Here is a 15,931-nt window from a genome sequence, read left to right on the forward strand (position 1 = left end):
GCTCGCCCTGCGACGTCTGGGCCGTCGGAGTGCGGCAGGCTGCCACTTAGAGCCGTTCCAAGCCTCGGCTTCCGCCTAAATTCCCTCTAAGCTGCGGGAAACAGCGCCGGGCGGCGGAAGATCGCCAGGATGGCTGACGTGATCGGGACCCTGAGGAAACGCCGTGCAGACCAATTTCAGCCTGACGCAACTCGCCGAGCCGGCGATGGCGGCGTCCGAGAAGATCCTGCGGACCTGCGTGCATTGCGGGTTCTGCACCGCCACCTGCCCGACCTATCTCCTCCTCGGCGACGAGCTCGATTCCCCGCGCGGCCGCATCTACCTCATCAAGGACATGCTGGAGGGCGGCAAGCCGGCGACACCGGAGGTGGTCAAGCATGTCGACCGCTGCCTGTCCTGCCTGTCCTGCATGACGACCTGTCCCTCGGGCGTGCATTACATGCACCTCGTGGATCACGCCCGCACGCATATCGAGGAAACCTATCGCCGGCCCTTGAGCGACAGGCTCCTGCGCAGTGTCCTCGCCTTCGTGCTGCCCTATCCGAATCGCTTCCGCCTGGCGCTCCTGGCCGCCAAGATCGGCGCGCCGTTCCGGCCCCTCGTCGCCCAGTTGCCCCGTGTCGGCAACCGGCTTGCGGCGATGCTCGACCTCGCCCCCGCGCTCCTGCCCAACCGCACCGTCAACGACCGGCCCGGCACCTTCCCCGCCGACAACCGCGCGCGGGAAGCCAGCGCCCTGCTCCAGGGCGAGGCCGCACCCGCCCGCGCCGGCCGGGTCGCCCTCCTGCGCGGCTGCGCCCAGAGCGTGTTGCGGCCGGATTTCAACGAGGCGGCAGTCCGGCTTCTCACCCGCCACGGCGTCGAGGTGGTTCAGGCGAAGGGGGAGGGGTGCTGCGGCGCGCTCACCCACCATATGGGCAAGTCCGAGACCTCCCACGCCCAGGCCAAGCGCACCCTCGATGCCTGGATCGCCGAGATGGACGGCGACGGCCTCGACGCGATCATCGTCACGGCCTCGGGCTGCGGCACGACGATCAAGGATTACGGCTTCATGTTCCGCGACGACCCGGCCTATGCGGACAAGGCGGCGCGGGTCTCGGCTCTCGCCAAGGACGTCACCGAATACGTCGCCAGCCTCGGCCTGATGCCGCCCCTGTTCGAGAGCGACCTCGTGGTCGCCTACCATTCCGCCTGCTCGATGCAGCACGGCCAGGGCATCCGCACCGAGCCGAAGAATCTGCTCAAGAAGGCCGGCTTCACCGTGAAGGACGTGCCCGAGGGCCATATCTGCTGCGGCTCGGCCGGCACCTACAACATCCTCCAGCCGGAGATCGCCGGGCGCCTGCGCGACCGGAAGGTGGCCAATATCGAGCGTATGCGCCCCGATCTCATCGCCACCGGCAATATCGGCTGCGCCACGCAGATCGGGAACGGCACGCGCATCCCCATCGTGCACACGGTGGAACTGCTGGACTGGGCGACGGGCGGGCCGAAGCCGGCGGTACTGGAAGGATTGGGCGGGACGCGGGTGCTGGAGGCGGCGGAGTAGGCCCGAAGCGACGCCTACACCTACGCATTTCGCCAAGACCTGCGCATGTCCTGTCGATGGCTAGGATCGGCCGCTGACGGGAAGAGGGGGCTCAGGGAGTTCCGGACTCGCTCACCGGAATCCAGCGAAAGCCCGTTCCTCGCGCTTCGACATGGCCGAGCGACGGGAACGCCGTGTGATAGCCCGCCACCAGCAGCCTTTCGGTGGCGACCATCGCGTAAATAGCCCGACGGGTCGCGATGCCTTGAGCCTTGTCGAGATCGAACAACGCGTGCCATTCGGGGTGAATCAGGGATGCCACCTCGTGATGGGCGCAATCGCCCCACACGAGCATCCGTTGCCCCTCGCTCTCGCAATGGAAGGCAAGGTGCCCCGGCGTGTGCCCGAAGGCGGCCACCACGTCGATGCCGGGCGCGACCGTGTCGCCGGGTCCGACGAAGCGGATGCGTTCGCGCAGCGGGACGAGGTGGCTGTGCACCACCGCGGCCGATCGGTAGGTGTTGCTGTCCGCCGGCGCCGACAGGCGCTCCTCCGCGGTCCAGAAGCGGTATTCCGCCTCTCCCACGACGTAGGCCGCGTTGGGAAATTGCGGAACACCGCCGTCCAGGAGGCCGCCGATATGATCTGTATGGCAATGCGTGATCACCACGAGGTCGATCGTCTCCGGCGCAATTCCGGCGCGCCGTAGCGCCTGACCCAGCCGCCCTCCCGCCGGCCTTGGGATGAAGCCGACCTCGCCGTTTCCGGTATCGAAGAGAATGCGCTGTGTGCCGGTCTCGATCAGCGTCGGGGTGAAGCCCGGCGTGAAGCGGTCCGGTGGAAGCCGGTTCTCCCGCATCAGCGCTTGCACCTCCTCTCTCGGGCGGTCCTCGCCGACGATCGGCCATGGCCCGTCGATGGTTTCGTCCGCGTCGAGCAGGGTGGTGATGGTGAAGGCGCCGAGCCGGATGCGCCGCAACGCAGGTGCCTCGGCCAGGGCGGCCGTACCGGCTAGGGCCGGCCTCGCGCCGGAAAGAGCGAGGCCCGCGAGGGCGCCCGTGACAAGGCGGCGGCTCAATGTGATCATCGTCGCAGGATCTCCGGATGTCCCTGCCGCGCCGGTGGGCTGCGAGGCGGGGATGACCGGACTAGCGCGCGGGGAGGGGAGACCGCTTGAACGAACGTGCTGCCCCCGCCCTCGGCCCCCTTTGGCACGTCGAGGGCGGGCATACCTTTTTTGCCGGACCGCTCGCCTACAACGCCAGCCACCAGCATGGTGCGCCGGTCTATCTGGCCGGCCTGTATGGCCCTTTCCGCATCCGGTTCAGGCCCGGTCCGTGGATTGCCTGCCGCACGGCCTTCGTCCCGGCGGGGATGCGGCACGAACTCGATTGTGCCGGCGACCCCTTGGGCGTCCTCTATCTCGAGCCAGAGGCCGGAGCGCGGGCTCTCCTGGGCCTGATCGCCGCCGGCGAGGACATCGACGGCGCACGCGTCGCCATGCGGGGTGAGATCGAGCCCTTGCGTGCGCTCTACGAATGCCGGCGCGCCACGGTCTGGGCCGGGCAGGCCATCGCCGATCTGGCCGGCTTCGCGGTGCGCCGGAACGAACCGACGCTCGATGGGCGCATCACCCGGATCATGGCGGACCTCGGCACCCGCCAGGACGCGAGCATGTCGGCGCCGCGCCTCGCGGCCTCCGTCGGGCTGTCCTCCTCGCGGATGCAGCACCTGTTCACCCGCGAGGTGGGAGTTCCATTCCGGCGCTATCGCTCGTGGCTGCGCATGCGGCGGGCGATCGACGCCGTCATTCGAGGTGAAACCTTCACGGTCGCGGCCCACGACGCGGCCTTCGCCGATCAGGCCCATTTCGCCAACGCCTTCCGCCAGACGTTCGGTGCACCCGCCTCGGCGAGTCTCGTCGGTATCCGGCGGCCATAGACGCCAGTGGCCTCAGTTCGGCCGGCGCACTTCAGCCAGCACGAACACCCGGATCGCCGACGACAAGTTCTGCGCGCCCCGCGCCTCGTCGATCTCGCCGATCAGCACCTGAACCGACTGCCCGCGGGCGGCGGCGATCTCGCGCAAAGCCTCCCAGAACGGCGTCTCCAACGACACGCTGGTGCGGTGGCCGGCGATCATCACCGAGCGTTTGGTAGTGCCGGTGGTCACCCCCCTCACCCCTCCTCGGGCTACGCTCTTCACACGTCTCGCGGACAGCGCGGGTCCCTCTCCTTCCACGAGAGGGGGCCCGTCGCGCCTCAGGTCGAACCCGCTTGGATGAGCGGGTAGCGGTCGAGCAGATGCGCGAATCCAGCAACCTCGTCGGGAGGGAGCGTGAAGCGCTGCGTGAACCCTCACCCGTCCGAATCCGGTCCCACGAGCTTGTGGCCTTCGTGGCGCGAGAACTCGATGGCTTTCTTGGCCTCGGCCAGGGTCCTGGCCTTCTTCGGCCGGCCGAAGGCGATGCGGTTGTCCTCCGCCTTCGCCTCCTTCTCGGCCCGCGCCTTGCCCTTGCGGACCGAGCGCAGGTTGATGATCTCGGCCATATCGAACCTCGTCAGTCGACGCCTTAGTTAGTCGATGCTTGGCGCCAGCATGGTCTCGGGGCGCACGACGCGGTCGAACTCCTCCTCCGTGACGTAGCCGAGGCGCAGGGCCTCTTCCTTCAGGGTGGTGCCGCGCTTGTGCGCGGTCTTGGCGATCTCGGCGGCCTTGTCGTAGCCGATGGAGGGGGCGAGCGCCGTCACCAGCATGAGCGAGCGGCTCATCAAGTCGGCGATCTTGTCCTCGTTGGCCTTGATGCCGACGACGCAATTGTCGGCGAAGCTCACGGCCGCATCGGCGAGGATGCGGATCGATTGCAGCACCGCGTTGGCGATGACCGGCTTGAACACGTTGAGCTCGAAATTACCCTGGGAGCCGGCGAAGCTCACCGTGGTGCCGTTGCCGATCACCTGGGCGCAGACCATGGTCAGGGCCTCGCACTGCGTCGGGTTGACCTTGCCCGGCATGATCGACGAGCCCGGCTCGTTCTCCGGCAGGGAGAGTTCGCCGAGGCCCGAGCGCGGGCCGGAGCCGAGGAAGCGGATGTCCTGGGCGATCTTGAACAGGCCCGCCGCCAGGGCGGACAGCGCGCCCTGCGTGAAGACGAGGGCGTCGTGGGTGGCCAGCGCCTCGAACTTGTTGGCGGCCGAGGTGAAGGGCAGGCCGGTCAGCTCGGCGACCTTGGCCGCGAACTTCTCCGCGAATTCCGGATGGGCGTTGAGGCCGGTGCCGACCGCCGTGCCGCCCTGCGCGAGAGCAAGCACGCCCGGAAGCGTCGCCTTCACCCGCTCGGTGCCCAACGCCACCTGCGCGACATAGCCGGAAAATTCCTGGCCGAGGGAGACGGGCGTCGCGTCCTGCAAATGGGTGCGCCCGATCTTGACGATGTCGGCGAACGCCTCGGACTTCGCCTGGAGCGCGTCGTGCAGGTGCTTCAGGGAGGGCAGCAGCCGGTCGTTGATCTCGCGCGAGACCGCGATGTGCATCGCCGTGGGGAACACGTCGTTGGAGGATTGGCCGCGATTCACGTGGTCGTTGGGGTGGACCGGCGACTTGCCGCCCCGCTTTCCGCCGAGCAGCTCGTTGGCCAGGCTCGCGATGACCTCGTTGGCGTTCATGTTCGACTGGGTGCCCGAGCCCGTCTGCCAGACCACGAGGGGGAATTCCTGGTCGTGCTCGCCCGACACCACCTCGGCGGCGGAGGCGGCGACGGCCTGGGCCACCTTCGGGTCGAGGGCGCCGAGATCCTGGTTCACCAGGGCGGCGGCCTGCTTCACCATCCCGAGGGCATGGACGAGGGGGGCCGGCATCTTCTCGGTGCCGATCTTGAAGTTCTGGATCGAGCGCTGGGTCTGCGCGCCCCAGTAGCGATGGGCCGGAACCTCGATGGGGCCGAACGTGTCGGACTCGGTCCGGGTGGCGGACGTTTCGGTGGGGCTTTCGAGCGGCGACATCGTGGCCTCTTAGATGGCGGGGTATGCGGCCCTACTTAAACGGTGCGGCCGAAAACCGCGATGGTGCTTTCTTTCAAAGGCGTCACAGGTCCGTGCCGGAGTCAGGCACGCTCCGGGACGAAGCGAGGACGATTGCCGATGCCGTTGGACGCCGCGACCCTGGAGCCCGACGCCCTCCCGCGCTTCCGCCCCGTCGTCCCGCGCCCCCGGCGCGAACAGCCGGGGTTGCTCGCCTTCCTCAAGGCGGTGCGCGCCAACCCGATCACCACCTGGCTCGACGAGCATTTCGTGGAGCCCGTGGTGGCGCGCGAAGGCGCGATGGGCCGCGTCACCGTGGTCAGCGACCCGGCCCTGATCCGCTACCTGTTCGTGGAGAACGCCGCCAACTACCGTAAGGACGACCTGCAGCGCCGGGTGCTCGCGCCGGGGCTCGGCAACGGCCTCCTCACGGCGGAGGGCGAGGAGTGGAAGCTGCAGCGGCGCACCCTGGCGCCGATCTTCTCGGCCCGCCACGTCCTCGGCTTCGCCGCCCCCATGAACGAGGCGGGCGCGCGAATCGGCCGCCGCCTCGCCCGGCGCGACGCCACCACCGTCGACGTGCCCCTGGAAATGACCCGCGTCACCCTCGACGTGCTGGAGCGGACGATCTTCACCGAGGGTCTTTCCAGCGACCCCGATGCGCTGGGCCGCGCCATCACCCGGTTCCTCGAATCGGTCGGGCCGGTGGACCCGATGGACGTGTTCGGCGTGCCGGCTTTCGTGCCGCGCATCGGCCGGCTCCGGGCGCGGCCGGCGATCCGCTTCTTCGAGGAGGTGGTGAACGCCCTCATCGCGCGCCGGCGCACCCAGCTCGACGCCGGAACGGCCCCCTCCGACCTCCTGACCCTGCTGCTTCAGGCGCAGGACCCGGAAACCGGCAAGGGCCTCAGCGATCTGGAGGTCAAAGCCAACATCGTCACCTTCATCGCCGCCGGCCACGAGACCACGGCGAACGCGCTCACCTGGGCGCTCTATTGCCTGTCGCAGGATCACGAGGCCCGTGCCCGCGTCGAGCGCGAGGTCGATGCGGTGCAGGGCGACGGGTTCGATGCCGACGCGCTCCCCTTCACCAAGGCGGTGATGGAGGAGACGATGCGGCTGTTCCCGCCGGTGCCGTTCCTGAGCCGACAGGCCATCGCGGAGGATCGGATCGGCCGGATCAAGATCCCCAAGGGCTCGCTCATCATGGTGGCGCCCTACGTGCTCCACCGCCACCGCACCCTGTGGGACGATCCCGAGGCGTTCATGCCGGAGCGCTTCCTGCCGGAGAACCGGGCCACCGTTCAGCGCTTCTCCTATCTGCCGTTCGGCGCAGGCCCCCGCGTCTGCATCGGCCAGAGCTTCTCGCTGCAGGAGGCGGTGATCGTGCTGGCGCACATCGCCCGCGCCGCGCGCTTCTCGCTGTCACCCGACCACGCCCCCGTCACGCCGCTCCAGCGGGTGACGCTGCGGCCGGAACACGGCTTGCGGATGCAGGTGGAGCGGCGGGGCTGAGACCCGCTGCGGCGGGTCGCGGATCACCCTCCGCTGCGCTGCAGACGTTGAGGAGAGGGGGGCGAGGTCTCACGACCACGCTCGCGCAGACTCAGCGTAACCAACGTCCCTTCCCCCGATGGCTACGACACTCACCAATTCGCGGGTCCCCTCTCCTGGAAGGAGAGGGAGCACGTCGCGCCTTAGGCCGAACCCTATTGAATAACGGGAACAGCCGTCGAGCAAATGTGTGAATCCAGTAGCCCCGGACGGGTGGAGCGAGGCACAGCCCGATTCGTCGGGCATCGCGAAAAGCAGCGAAGCGACTTTAATCTCAACTCTTCTTCCGGAAAGCGTCGAGGCTGACGACTTCGGCACCGGCTTCGCCGCCGTCGGGCTTCTTGGCCGCGGGGCGCGCCGCCTTGCCGTCGGGACCGTCCTCGGTCTTGTCGAGGTTCTGGCTCGCGCCCTGCGCGGGGAGGAGCTTGGGCACGCTGGCGCCGATCGCCGAGACGGCGTTGCCCTTCGGCATGATCTCGCTCGGCTCGGAGGCCGCGCCCCGCGTGGCGTTCTTCGTGCCGGGAGGTTGCGGCGCATCGTCCTGCACGTCCTCGTCCGCCGTCTCGTTCAGGTCGAACTTGAGGCCGAACTGGACCGAGGGGTCGAAGAACCCGCTCAAGGCGTCGAAGGGCACGAGCAGGCGCTCGGGAACCCCGGAGAAGGACAGGCCGACCTCGAAGGAATGCTCGGTGACGCCGAGATCCCAGAACTGATGCTGGAGGACGATGGTCATGTCCTGGGGGTACTTCTCCCGCAGGCGCTGCGACATCCGCACCCCCGGCGCCTCCGTCCGGAACGACACGTAGAAATGGTGCTCGCCGGCGAGACCTTCGCGGGCCGCGTCGGTCAGCACCTTGCGCACGACGCCGCGCAGGGCATCCTGAACCAGGAGGTCGTAACGGATGAGATCGTCTGCCATCGCTTGTCGCTTTGCCCGGTACCTGCCGGAATGTCGCGCCGACGGCGCACCGGGTCGGTGAATTGACGTGAAGGCTTGCCGGACTCGGGCGCCGGTTTCAATCGCGCCGTTCCCACCGTGGTCTCCACGGGGGGCGGTGAATTGACACCGTATCCACGTACCCGGGATTCTGGTGAAAGCGCCGGGATCGAGCGGCCTCGGCCGAAGATTGTCAGGCACCCAGTTCGGCCTTTCGACCGAACGACACGAATATAGAGGGAGAGGCGTCGCTTTTGAAGCCCGATCCTGACGTGGAGTTGTCCGACGACCGGGCAATCGGCGCAATGCTGGCCGCCACCGGCGGCGCGCGGTCGCGCCGTTCCCCGATCCGCCTCGCCGCGGCGGCGTTTCGCGATGCCATCGGCCTCGTCCTGGCGACCCTGTTCGTGATGCTCGCGGCGGCCATCGCCGCCCTGCTCGTCGTGCGCGTCGGCGCGGACATCCTGCAGGGCATAGACCCCTTCGCCACCAAGGCCCGCCACCCCCGGTTGTATCCGCAGCAGCTGGTCCTGCGCGAGGTGGCGAGCGATATCCTGCGCCAGTGCCTCATAGTCGCCATCGTCATCGGCGCGGCGATCCGATCCAGCGGCGGGGCGTGGCGCTCCAGGCTCGCGCTGACCCCCGTGGAGGCGCCGGGCCTCGCACCCTCGCGGCTTCTCGCCATTCTCCTGCTCTGGCCGTTCCTCCACATCCTGTGGGTGATCGGGACGGCGGAGGTCTTCCACATGGCGTTCGGCCGCAATGTCGGCCTGTCGCCGCTGCTCAGCAGGACCGGAGCCATCGCCTGGCTCGCCTTCACCATCGTGCTGGCGCCGGTGGCGGAAGAGGTGCTCATGCGCGGGGCGATGTTCGAGCGGGCCTCGCGCTTCCTCAAGCCGTGGGGTGCGATCCTCTCCACCTCCGCCCTGTTCGTGCTGCTTCACATCCAGGTCGGCAGCATCGCCCGCCCTGTCTCGCTGATTCCCCTGGCCCTGATGCTCGGCTGGCTGCGCTGGCGGACCGGGCGGCTCTGGCCCTGCATCCTGCTCCACGTTTGGAGTAACCTCGCCGTGGTCGCCTACTTGCTGTGGCCGGCGCCCGCCTGAGCGCCTGTCAGAGTCTAAGTTCCGGCAGCGACTCGCTTTTTGAAGATTTGTGCCATAATGACCCCGCAGCCACTGAGTCGAGTTTAGAGGAATTAGGGACCGCGAGCCTTTTAATTTATCGCGGAGAGCTGACCATGCAGACATATCACGCGCTACTAACCAAAATCCTCGAGCAGGGCGTCCGCAAGGAAGATCGCACTGGCACGGGTACGCTGTCTATATTTGGCCATCAGATGCGCTTTGATTTGAGCGAAGGATTTCCGCTTGTAACGACGAAGAAGTTGCATCTTCGCTCAATAATCCATGAGTTACTTTGGTTTTTGTCTGGTGAAACTAACATCAAACGCCTTCAAGATAATGGCGTTACAATATGGGATGAGTGGGCAGACAGTTGTGGGCAGTTAGGGCCAGTTTATGGCGAACAGTGGCGCTCATGGCCAAAAGAAAATGGAGAATCTATAGATCAAATAAGCTGGGTTATAAATGAAATACGCTCTAACCCAGACTCGCGTCGCCTGATAGTATCAGCATGGAATCCGGCGCAGCTCGAAAAGATGGCGCTCGCGCCTTGCCATTGCTTGTTTCAGTTTTACGTATTGAATGGGCGGTTGTCATGCCAGCTCTACCAAAGATCTGCAGACGTGTTTCTTGGAGTACCTTTTAACATAGCTAGCTACGCACTTCTTACCTCCATGATAGCCCAAGTTTCTGGGCTAATACCCGGTGACTTTATTCATACACTTGGCGATGCACATTTGTACTTGAACCATCTAGATCAAGCAAGGGAGCAGCTATCCCGCGAACCTAAACGGCTGCCGACTTTGCGACTGAATCCGCTAGTCAGAAATATTTTAGATTTTAAATTTGAGGACATCAAAATCGAGGATTACAATCCTGATCCTGCGATACGAGCTCCGGTCGCGGTTTGAGAAATTTTGTGTTCAAAAGGTAAGCAGAGCTTGGTGAATTCTATCAGCCTCATCGCGGCGGTGGCCCGCAACGGGGTCATTGGCCGCGACAACGGCCTGATCTGGCGCCTGGGCAGCGACCTGCGCCGCTTCAAGGCGCTGACCATGGGCAAGCCGGTCCTGATGGGCCGCAAGACCTACGACTCCATCGGTCGGCCGCTGCCGGGCCGGCGCATCATCGTGCTGACCCGCGACCGGTCGTTCTCGGCGGCAGAGGTGGCCGTCGTCCACGATTGGGCAGGCGCCCTGGCGGCGGCTGGGGAGGCGGAGGAGCTGATGGTGGCGGGGGGCGGCGAGATCTATGCCCTGGCGCTGCCCCATGCCGACCGCATCCATTTCACCGATGTCGAGATCAGCCCGGAGGGGGATACGGTGTTCCCGGCCTACGACGCGGTCGATTTCCGCGAAGTCTCGCGTGTCGCGCACCCGCCCGGCGAGCGGGATGAATGCGCCTTCGCGTTCGTTGATCTGGAACGGGTCCGGTAACTCTACGCCGCGACGCATCGCGCAAGAGCGCTCGGCGCTGTTGCCTTTCCTCTTCGCGATGCCCACTTGCCAGCCTTGACAGGACGGAGTGGCGACACTCAGTACCGTGGGACGGATCGGCCCGAGGCGAAAGCGCGCCGGGTCGGACCCGAACGACACTGCCTCAGCAGGAGATATCGGCGAGCATGCCTTGGAGCAATCAAAGCGGCGGCGGTGGCGGCAACGGGGGAGGGCCCTGGGGCCGTGGCGGCGGCGGCAATGGAGGCGGGGGCGGCCCGTGGGGTAGCGGTGGCGGCGGCGGCGGCGGAAAAACGCCGCCGGACCTCGAAGAGATCCTCCGTCGCGGCCAGGACCGCCTGCGTGGGATCATTCCGGGCGGTTCCATGGGCGGCGGAAAGGGTGTCGCCATAGCGGGCGGCATCGTCCTGTTCGTCTGGCTCGCCACCGGCATCTACACGGTCGCACCGCAGCAGGTCGGCATCGAGACCATCTTCGGCCGCTACACCAACACCACCGGGCAGGGCCCGCATTACAATTTCCCCTATCCGATCGGCGCCGTGACCAAGCCGAATGTCGGTCAGGTGAACAGCGTCCAGATCGGCTACCGCGCCGGCGTCGGGTCGCAGTCGCGGTCCCGCGATCTGCCCGAAGAGAGCCTGATGCTCACTGGCGACGAGAACATCGTCGACCTTGATTTCGAGGTGCAATGGCGCATCAACCCGCTGAAGGCGTCCGACTACGTCTTCAACCTCGAGAATCCCGAAGGCACCATCAAGGCGATCTCTGAGAGCGCCATGCGCGAGGTGATCGGTCGCCGCAACATCCAGGCGATCCTCACCAACGAGCAGTCGAGCGTGGCCCAGGAGGTCAAGGAGATCACCCAGAAAGCCCTCGACGAGTACGGCGCCGGCGTGCGGATCGAGGTGGTCCAGCTCGTGGCGGTCAATCCGCCGCCGGATGTCAGGCCCGCCTTCATTGACGTCAACGCCGCTCAGCAGGATGCCGAGCGCGCACAGAACGAAGCCCGCACCTATGCGAGCCGCGAGGTTCCGCAGGCTCGGGGTAAGGCCTCGCAGATCGTGCAGGCGGCCGAGGCCTACAAGACGCAGGCGACGGCGGATGCCACCGGTCAGGCGGCTCGCTTCCAGCAGGTCTACGAATCCTACAAGCTCGCACCGGCGATCAGCCGTGAGCGCATCTTCCTCGAAACGATGGAGCGGGTCCTGGGCTCGGTCAACAAGGTCATCATCGACCAGAACGGTACCGGCGTGGCCGGTGGTGCAACGGGCGCGGGTGTCGTTCCGGTGCTTCCGCTGACCGAATTCGGCAATCGCAACGCCAATCCGGGAGCCGCCCGATGAACGGTTCCGCACTCCGCACCGGCGGCGTCTTCCTCCTGGCGGTGATCGCCGTCGCCCTCTACGCCTCGGTCTTCACCGTGGGCCAGATGCAACAGGCGCTGGTGATCCAGTTCGGCCGTGTCCGCACGGTCCTCAACCAGACGGGCACCGAGAAGCCCGGCCTCTACTTCAAGGTCCCGTTCATCGAGAACGTCGTCCTGTTCGACAAGCGCGTCCTCGACCTCGACCTCCCGGTTCAGACGCTCCTGACCGCCGACAGGCAGAACCTCGAAGTCGATGCCTTCGCCCGCTATCGCATCATCGATCCGCTGCGCTTCTACCAGTCGGCCAACAACGTGCTGCGCGCCAACACGCTGCTGGCGAGCTTTACCAACTCGTCGTTGCGCAACGTGCTGGCCCGCTCGACCCGTGACGCCATCGTGCGGACCGAGCGCTCGCACCTGATGAACGTCATCCAGGGGGACGTGAATACACAGGCCAAGGAGCTCGGCGTCGAGATCGTCGACCTGCGCATGACCCGCGTCGATCTGCCGGCGCAGAACTCCACCGCCGTCTACAAGCGGATGATCACGGAACGGAACCGCGAAGCCGCCGACATCCGCGCCAACGGCGACCAGATCTCGGCGACGATCAAGGCCAAAGCTGACCGTGACGTGACGGTGGTCCTGTCCGAGGCCAACCAGACCGCCGAGACTCTGCGCGGCCAGGGCGACGGCGACAGGAACCGCATCCTCGTCGAGGCTTTTGGCAAGGACGCGGATTTCTTCGCTTTCTACCGGTCGATGCAGGCCTACGAGACGAGCCTTAAGGGGCCGGAGACGCGCCTCGTCATCAACCCGAACTCGGACTTCTTCCGCTACTTCAACGATCCGCAGGGCCGCGCTCCGGCCACCGCCCCGCGGGCTACCGGAGCGGCGGAGGCGGGCGCGACGACCGGCACGGCTCGCTGACGCCCGGTCTCATCGCCCGACCGACCCTTGATCGTCCGCCACGGCGGACGATCTAATGCCTCGTTCCAACAAGAGGTCGACCATGATTTCCGTTGCGGGCGCCATGACGGCGCGACGTCCCCGGGCATTCCGCCGTTCTGCGCGCTCGGCCTTCGCCGCCCTGTCGCTGGCAACCGCCGTGGCCGTCACCGGCCTTGCCGGCCCGGCCCTCGCCAAGGGTCCCGAATCGCTGGCCGACCTCGCCGACAAGGTCACCGACGCGGTAGTGAACATCTCGGCCTCCACCACGGTGGAAGCCAAGGCGCCCGGCCGGACGATGCCCCAGCTACCCCAGGGTACGCCGTTCGAGGATCTCTTCGAGGAGTTCTTCAACAAGCGGGGCCAGCGCGGCGAAGGGGATTCCCCGCGCCAGCAGTCGCGCAAGTCGAATTCCCTCGGCTCGGGGTTCATCATCGACGCCTCGGGCATCGTAGTGACCAACAACCACGTCATCGGCGACGCCAACGACATCCAGGTGATCCTGCACAACGGCACCAAGCTGAAGGCCGAGATCATCGGCAAGGATCCCAAGATCGATCTCGCCGTCCTGCGGGTGAAGCCCGAGGCCGACAAGCCGCTAAAGGCGGTGCCGTTCGGAGATTCCGAGAAAATGCGACCCGGCGATTGGGTCATCGCCATCGGCAACCCGTTCGGCCTCGGCGGCTCGGTCTCGGCCGGCATCGTGTCCGCGCGCGGGCGGAACATCGAATCCGGCCCCTACGACAATTACATCCAGACCGACGCGGCCATCAACAAGGGCAATTCCGGCGGACCGCTGTTCAACATGGACGGCGAGGTCATCGGCATCAACACGGCGATCCTGTCGCCGACGGGCGGCTCGGTGGGCATCGGCTTCGCCGTTCCCTCCGCCACCGCGTCGCAGGTCATCGACCAGCTCCGCGAGTTCGGCGAGGTCCGTCGCGGCTGGCTCGGCGTGCGCATCCAGAACGTCGACGACGCCACCGCCGATGCCCTCGGCCTGAAGGGCGGCGCCAAAGGCGCGCTGATCGCGGGCGTCGACGAGAAGGGCCCCGCCAAGACGTCGGGCCTCGAGATCGGCGACGTCATCACGAAGTTCAACGGGACTGTGGTGAAATCCTCCAGCGACCTGCCGCGCATCGTCGCGTCCACGCCGGTGGGCAAGGTGGTCGAGGTCATCGTGGTCCGGAAGGGCGTCGAGACGACGAAATCCGTCACCCTCGGCCGCCTCGACGACCCCGAGAAGCCGCAGCTCGCCAATGCCAAGCAGCCGGACGCCGCCGAGCCCGCCATCCGTCAGGCTCTCGGACTCAACCTGTCGGGGATCACCGACGAGCTGCGCCGCCGCTTCAGCATCAAGGACAGCGTGAAGGGCGTGGTCGTGACACGCGTCGACCCGAATTCCACCGCCGCCGACAAGCAGATCAAGCCCGGCGAAGTCATCGTGGAGGTCGGCCAGGAATCCGTCTCCTCGCCTGCCGATGTGACGAAGCGGGTCGATCAGCTGAAGAAGGAGAACCGCAAATCCGTTCTCCTCCTTGTGGCCGCCGCATCGGGCGACGTGCGTTTCGTGGCGATCGGTCTCGAATAGGCGCTGTCCCATCGACAACATCGGCTCGTCCCGTGCGCGGGATGGGCCTCGCCATGCCGCCCGGCCGGGACATTCGCCTTGTGCGACTCGGCGGCTGGCGCGTAGGCTGATCGCGACGCTCGAGAGATGAGCAACCGATGACGGCGGTCGCCTTCGACACCTTGAAATTCGCCCGCTCCCTTCGCGAGAAGGCGAAGCTGTCGTCCGAACAGGCCGAGGGCCTCGCGGACGCGTTTACGGAACTGTTTCAGGGCGACATCGTCACGAAGTCCGATATCGGATCGGTGAAAGTCGACATCGAGGCGCTCCGCTTGTCGACCCGAGCGGATATCGAAGCGCTCAAGATGTCCACGAGATCAGACCTTCGCGAAGCCGAGGCACGGCTGGAAGCGAAGATCGAAGCCACGAAAGCTGATATCATCAAGTGGATGTTCGGGACGATCGGCTTTCAGACGCTGATCATTCTCGGCGCCGTCATCGCATTGGCACGGATCATCCGCTGACCGGCCGGTGCTAGGCGACGAATTCGTTCGCCCCGTAACCCTGCAGGTAGAGAAGCGCGGTCAGGTCGCCGTGGTCGATGCGGACATCCGCCGCCGCCGCGACCTTGGGCTTGGCCCGGAACGCCACGCCGAGGCCAGCCTCGCCCAGCATGTCGAGATCGTTCGCCCCGTCGCCCACCGCCAGCGTGTCCGCACGGTCGAGGCCGAAGCGCGAGCGCAGGGCGATGAGCGTCGCGCGCTTCGTCTCTTTGCCGACGATGGGCTCCAGCACCTCGCCCGTGAGATGACCGTCCTTCACCCCGAGGGTGGTGGCGTGGGCCTCGTCGAACCCGATCGTCGCCGCAATCGGTCCCGTGAACAGGGTGAAGCCGCCCGAGACGAGGCAGGTATGGGCGCCGTTGGCCTTCAGCGTCCTAACGAGGCTGCGCCCCCCCGGCGTCAGGGTGATGCGATCCCGGATGAGGTCGTCCACCACGCCCACCGGCAGGTCGCGCAGCAGGGCGACGCGTTCCCGCAGGGCCGGTTCGAAGGCGATCTCTCCGCGCATGGCCCGCTCGGTGATGGCGGCGACGCGGTCCTTCAGGCCGATCGTGCCGGCGAGCTCGTCGATGCATTCCTGCTCGATCATGGTCGAATCCATGTCGGCCAGGAACAGCCGCTTGCGGCGGTGGGCGCCGGCCACCTGCACGGCGACGTCGAACGGTTCGGCGGCGAAAGCCGCCCGCAGCCGCCGCGCCATTGCGGAAACGTCCTCCGCAGAGCCCGGAAACAGGATCTCGGCCGCCACCTCGCCATGGAGGATGCGCGGCTGATGGTCGGTCCGCAGCACGGAACGGGCTTCCGCCAGCACCGCATCAGTGATGGCGGGCCGGCTCTCGTTTGCTATCAGGGTCGCGACGAGGGTCATCGG

The 15,931-nt window shown here is 66.6% G+C and carries 16 protein-coding genes; 10 read left to right on the plus strand and 6 right to left on the minus strand.

Annotated features, from left to right (window positions below; all coding sequences use genetic code 11):
• Window positions 1–163: 163 nt before the first annotated feature.
• Complete coding sequence (locus ASF26_RS19270; RefSeq protein WP_056257841.1) at window positions 164–1,549, plus strand: heterodisulfide reductase-related iron-sulfur binding cluster; 1,386 nt, start codon at window positions 164–166, stop codon at window positions 1,547–1,549.
• Window positions 1,550–1,640: 91 nt separating this feature from the next.
• Here ASF26_RS19270 and ASF26_RS19275 read toward each other — a convergent pair whose 3' ends face one another.
• The gene (locus tag ASF26_RS19275; RefSeq protein ID WP_082477709.1) at window positions 1,641–2,615 is read right to left on the minus strand and encodes an MBL fold metallo-hydrolase; all 975 of its coding nucleotides are present in this window, start codon (window positions 2,613–2,615) and stop codon (window positions 1,641–1,643) included.
• Between the two features lie 86 nt (window positions 2,616–2,701).
• Between ASF26_RS19275 and ASF26_RS19280 the strand changes: the two genes are divergently transcribed.
• Window positions 2,702–3,469, plus strand: coding sequence for a helix-turn-helix domain-containing protein (locus ASF26_RS19280; protein ID WP_056257846.1), 768 nt, complete (start codon window positions 2,702–2,704; stop codon window positions 3,467–3,469).
• Window positions 3,470–3,481: 12 nt separating this feature from the next.
• Here ASF26_RS19280 and ASF26_RS19285 read toward each other — a convergent pair whose 3' ends face one another.
• From ASF26_RS19285 to fumC, 3 genes are all read right to left on the minus strand, one after another.
• On the minus strand, window positions 3,482–3,700 hold the full coding sequence (locus ASF26_RS19285) for a ribbon-helix-helix domain-containing protein (RefSeq protein ID WP_056144100.1): 219 nt from the start codon (window positions 3,698–3,700) through the stop codon (window positions 3,482–3,484).
• A 185-nt stretch (window positions 3,701–3,885) separates the two neighbouring features.
• The gene (locus ASF26_RS19290) at window positions 3,886–4,077 is read right to left on the minus strand and encodes a DUF4169 family protein (RefSeq protein WP_018042562.1); all 192 of its coding nucleotides are present in this window, start codon (window positions 4,075–4,077) and stop codon (window positions 3,886–3,888) included.
• A gap of 27 nt (window positions 4,078–4,104) precedes the next feature.
• Window positions 4,105–5,529 carry a class II fumarate hydratase gene (gene fumC / locus ASF26_RS19295; protein WP_056257849.1) on the minus strand — a complete coding sequence of 475 codons (1,425 nt, stop codon included), beginning with the start codon at window positions 5,527–5,529 and terminating at the stop codon, window positions 4,105–4,107.
• A gap of 138 nt (window positions 5,530–5,667) precedes the next feature.
• On the opposite strand from fumC, the gene ASF26_RS19300 reads away from it, so the two are divergent.
• Entirely contained in the window at window positions 5,668–7,062 is a 1,395-nt protein-coding gene (locus ASF26_RS19300) for a cytochrome P450 (protein WP_056144107.1), read from the plus strand.
• Window positions 7,063–7,375: 313 nt separating this feature from the next.
• Here the strand turns inward: ASF26_RS19300 and ASF26_RS19305 are convergent, their stop codons facing one another.
• Window positions 7,376–8,020, minus strand: a complete 645-nt coding sequence (locus tag ASF26_RS19305; protein ID WP_056257854.1) for a ClpXP protease specificity-enhancing factor SspB — start codon at window positions 8,018–8,020, stop codon at window positions 7,376–7,378.
• A 272-nt stretch (window positions 8,021–8,292) separates the two neighbouring features.
• Here ASF26_RS19305 and ASF26_RS19310 point away from each other — a divergent pair, with 272 nt between their 5' ends.
• From ASF26_RS19310 to ASF26_RS19335, 7 genes are all read left to right on the plus strand, one after another.
• Window positions 8,293–9,144 carry a CPBP family intramembrane glutamic endopeptidase gene (locus tag ASF26_RS19310; RefSeq protein WP_244475995.1) on the plus strand — a complete coding sequence of 284 codons (852 nt, stop codon included), beginning with the start codon at window positions 8,293–8,295 and terminating at the stop codon, window positions 9,142–9,144.
• A gap of 134 nt (window positions 9,145–9,278) precedes the next feature.
• Window positions 9,279–10,073, plus strand: coding sequence for a thymidylate synthase (locus tag ASF26_RS22255; protein WP_082477717.1), 795 nt, complete (start codon window positions 9,279–9,281; stop codon window positions 10,071–10,073).
• A gap of 30 nt (window positions 10,074–10,103) precedes the next feature.
• The gene (locus ASF26_RS19315; RefSeq protein WP_056257863.1) at window positions 10,104–10,598 is read left to right on the plus strand and encodes a dihydrofolate reductase; all 495 of its coding nucleotides are present in this window, start codon (window positions 10,104–10,106) and stop codon (window positions 10,596–10,598) included.
• Between the two features lie 185 nt (window positions 10,599–10,783).
• Window positions 10,784–11,959: an FtsH protease activity modulator HflK gene (gene hflK, locus ASF26_RS19320; protein WP_056257866.1), complete on the plus strand. Its 1,176-nt coding sequence runs from the start codon at window positions 10,784–10,786 to the stop codon at window positions 11,957–11,959.
• Window positions 11,956–12,909: a protease modulator HflC gene (locus ASF26_RS19325; protein WP_056257869.1), complete on the plus strand. Its 954-nt coding sequence runs from the start codon at window positions 11,956–11,958 to the stop codon at window positions 12,907–12,909. The genes hflK and ASF26_RS19325 overlap by 4 nt, the downstream gene beginning before the upstream one ends.
• A gap of 82 nt (window positions 12,910–12,991) precedes the next feature.
• Window positions 12,992–14,518 carry a Do family serine endopeptidase gene (locus ASF26_RS19330; RefSeq protein ID WP_056257874.1) on the plus strand — a complete coding sequence of 509 codons (1,527 nt, stop codon included), beginning with the start codon at window positions 12,992–12,994 and terminating at the stop codon, window positions 14,516–14,518.
• A 137-nt stretch (window positions 14,519–14,655) separates the two neighbouring features.
• Window positions 14,656–15,021 carry a hypothetical protein gene (locus ASF26_RS19335; RefSeq protein WP_056257877.1) on the plus strand — a complete coding sequence of 122 codons (366 nt, stop codon included), beginning with the start codon at window positions 14,656–14,658 and terminating at the stop codon, window positions 15,019–15,021.
• Window positions 15,022–15,031: 10 nt separating this feature from the next.
• Here ASF26_RS19335 and serB read toward each other — a convergent pair whose 3' ends face one another.
• The gene (gene serB / locus ASF26_RS19340) at window positions 15,032–15,928 is read right to left on the minus strand and encodes a phosphoserine phosphatase SerB (protein ID WP_056258203.1); all 897 of its coding nucleotides are present in this window, start codon (window positions 15,926–15,928) and stop codon (window positions 15,032–15,034) included.
• Window positions 15,929–15,931: the final 3 nt, after the last annotated feature.

This window comes from Methylobacterium sp. Leaf93 (assembly GCF_001422345.1).
GTDB lineage: Bacteria > Pseudomonadota > Alphaproteobacteria > Rhizobiales > Beijerinckiaceae > Methylobacterium > Methylobacterium bullatum.

Excerpts from the sequence above, each read along its gene's own strand:
- ASF26_RS19275 (WP_082477709.1), bottom strand. The coding sequence starts at position 2,615 with ATGATCACATTGAGCCGCCGCCTTGTCACGGGCGCCCTCGCGGGCCTC.
- ASF26_RS19290 (WP_018042562.1), bottom strand. The coding sequence starts at position 4,077 with ATGGCCGAGATCATCAACCTGCGCTCGGTCCGCAAGGGCAAGGCGCGG.
- fumC (WP_056257849.1), bottom strand. The coding sequence starts at position 5,529 with ATGTCGCCGCTCGAAAGCCCCACCGAAACGTCCGCCACCCGGACCGAG.
- ASF26_RS19300 (WP_056144107.1), top strand. The coding sequence starts at position 5,668 with ATGCCGTTGGACGCCGCGACCCTGGAGCCCGACGCCCTCCCGCGCTTC.
- ASF26_RS19305 (WP_056257854.1), bottom strand. The coding sequence starts at position 8,020 with ATGGCAGACGATCTCATCCGTTACGACCTCCTGGTTCAGGATGCCCTG.
- ASF26_RS22255 (WP_082477717.1), top strand. The coding sequence starts at position 9,279 with ATGCAGACATATCACGCGCTACTAACCAAAATCCTCGAGCAGGGCGTC.
- hflK (WP_056257866.1), top strand. The coding sequence starts at position 10,784 with ATGCCTTGGAGCAATCAAAGCGGCGGCGGTGGCGGCAACGGGGGAGGG.
- ASF26_RS19325 (WP_056257869.1), top strand. The coding sequence starts at position 11,956 with ATGAACGGTTCCGCACTCCGCACCGGCGGCGTCTTCCTCCTGGCGGTG.
- ASF26_RS19330 (WP_056257874.1), top strand. The coding sequence starts at position 12,992 with ATGATTTCCGTTGCGGGCGCCATGACGGCGCGACGTCCCCGGGCATTC.
- ASF26_RS19335 (WP_056257877.1), top strand. The coding sequence starts at position 14,656 with ATGACGGCGGTCGCCTTCGACACCTTGAAATTCGCCCGCTCCCTTCGC.
- serB (WP_056258203.1), bottom strand. The coding sequence starts at position 15,928 with ATGACCCTCGTCGCGACCCTGATAGCAAACGAGAGCCGGCCCGCCATC.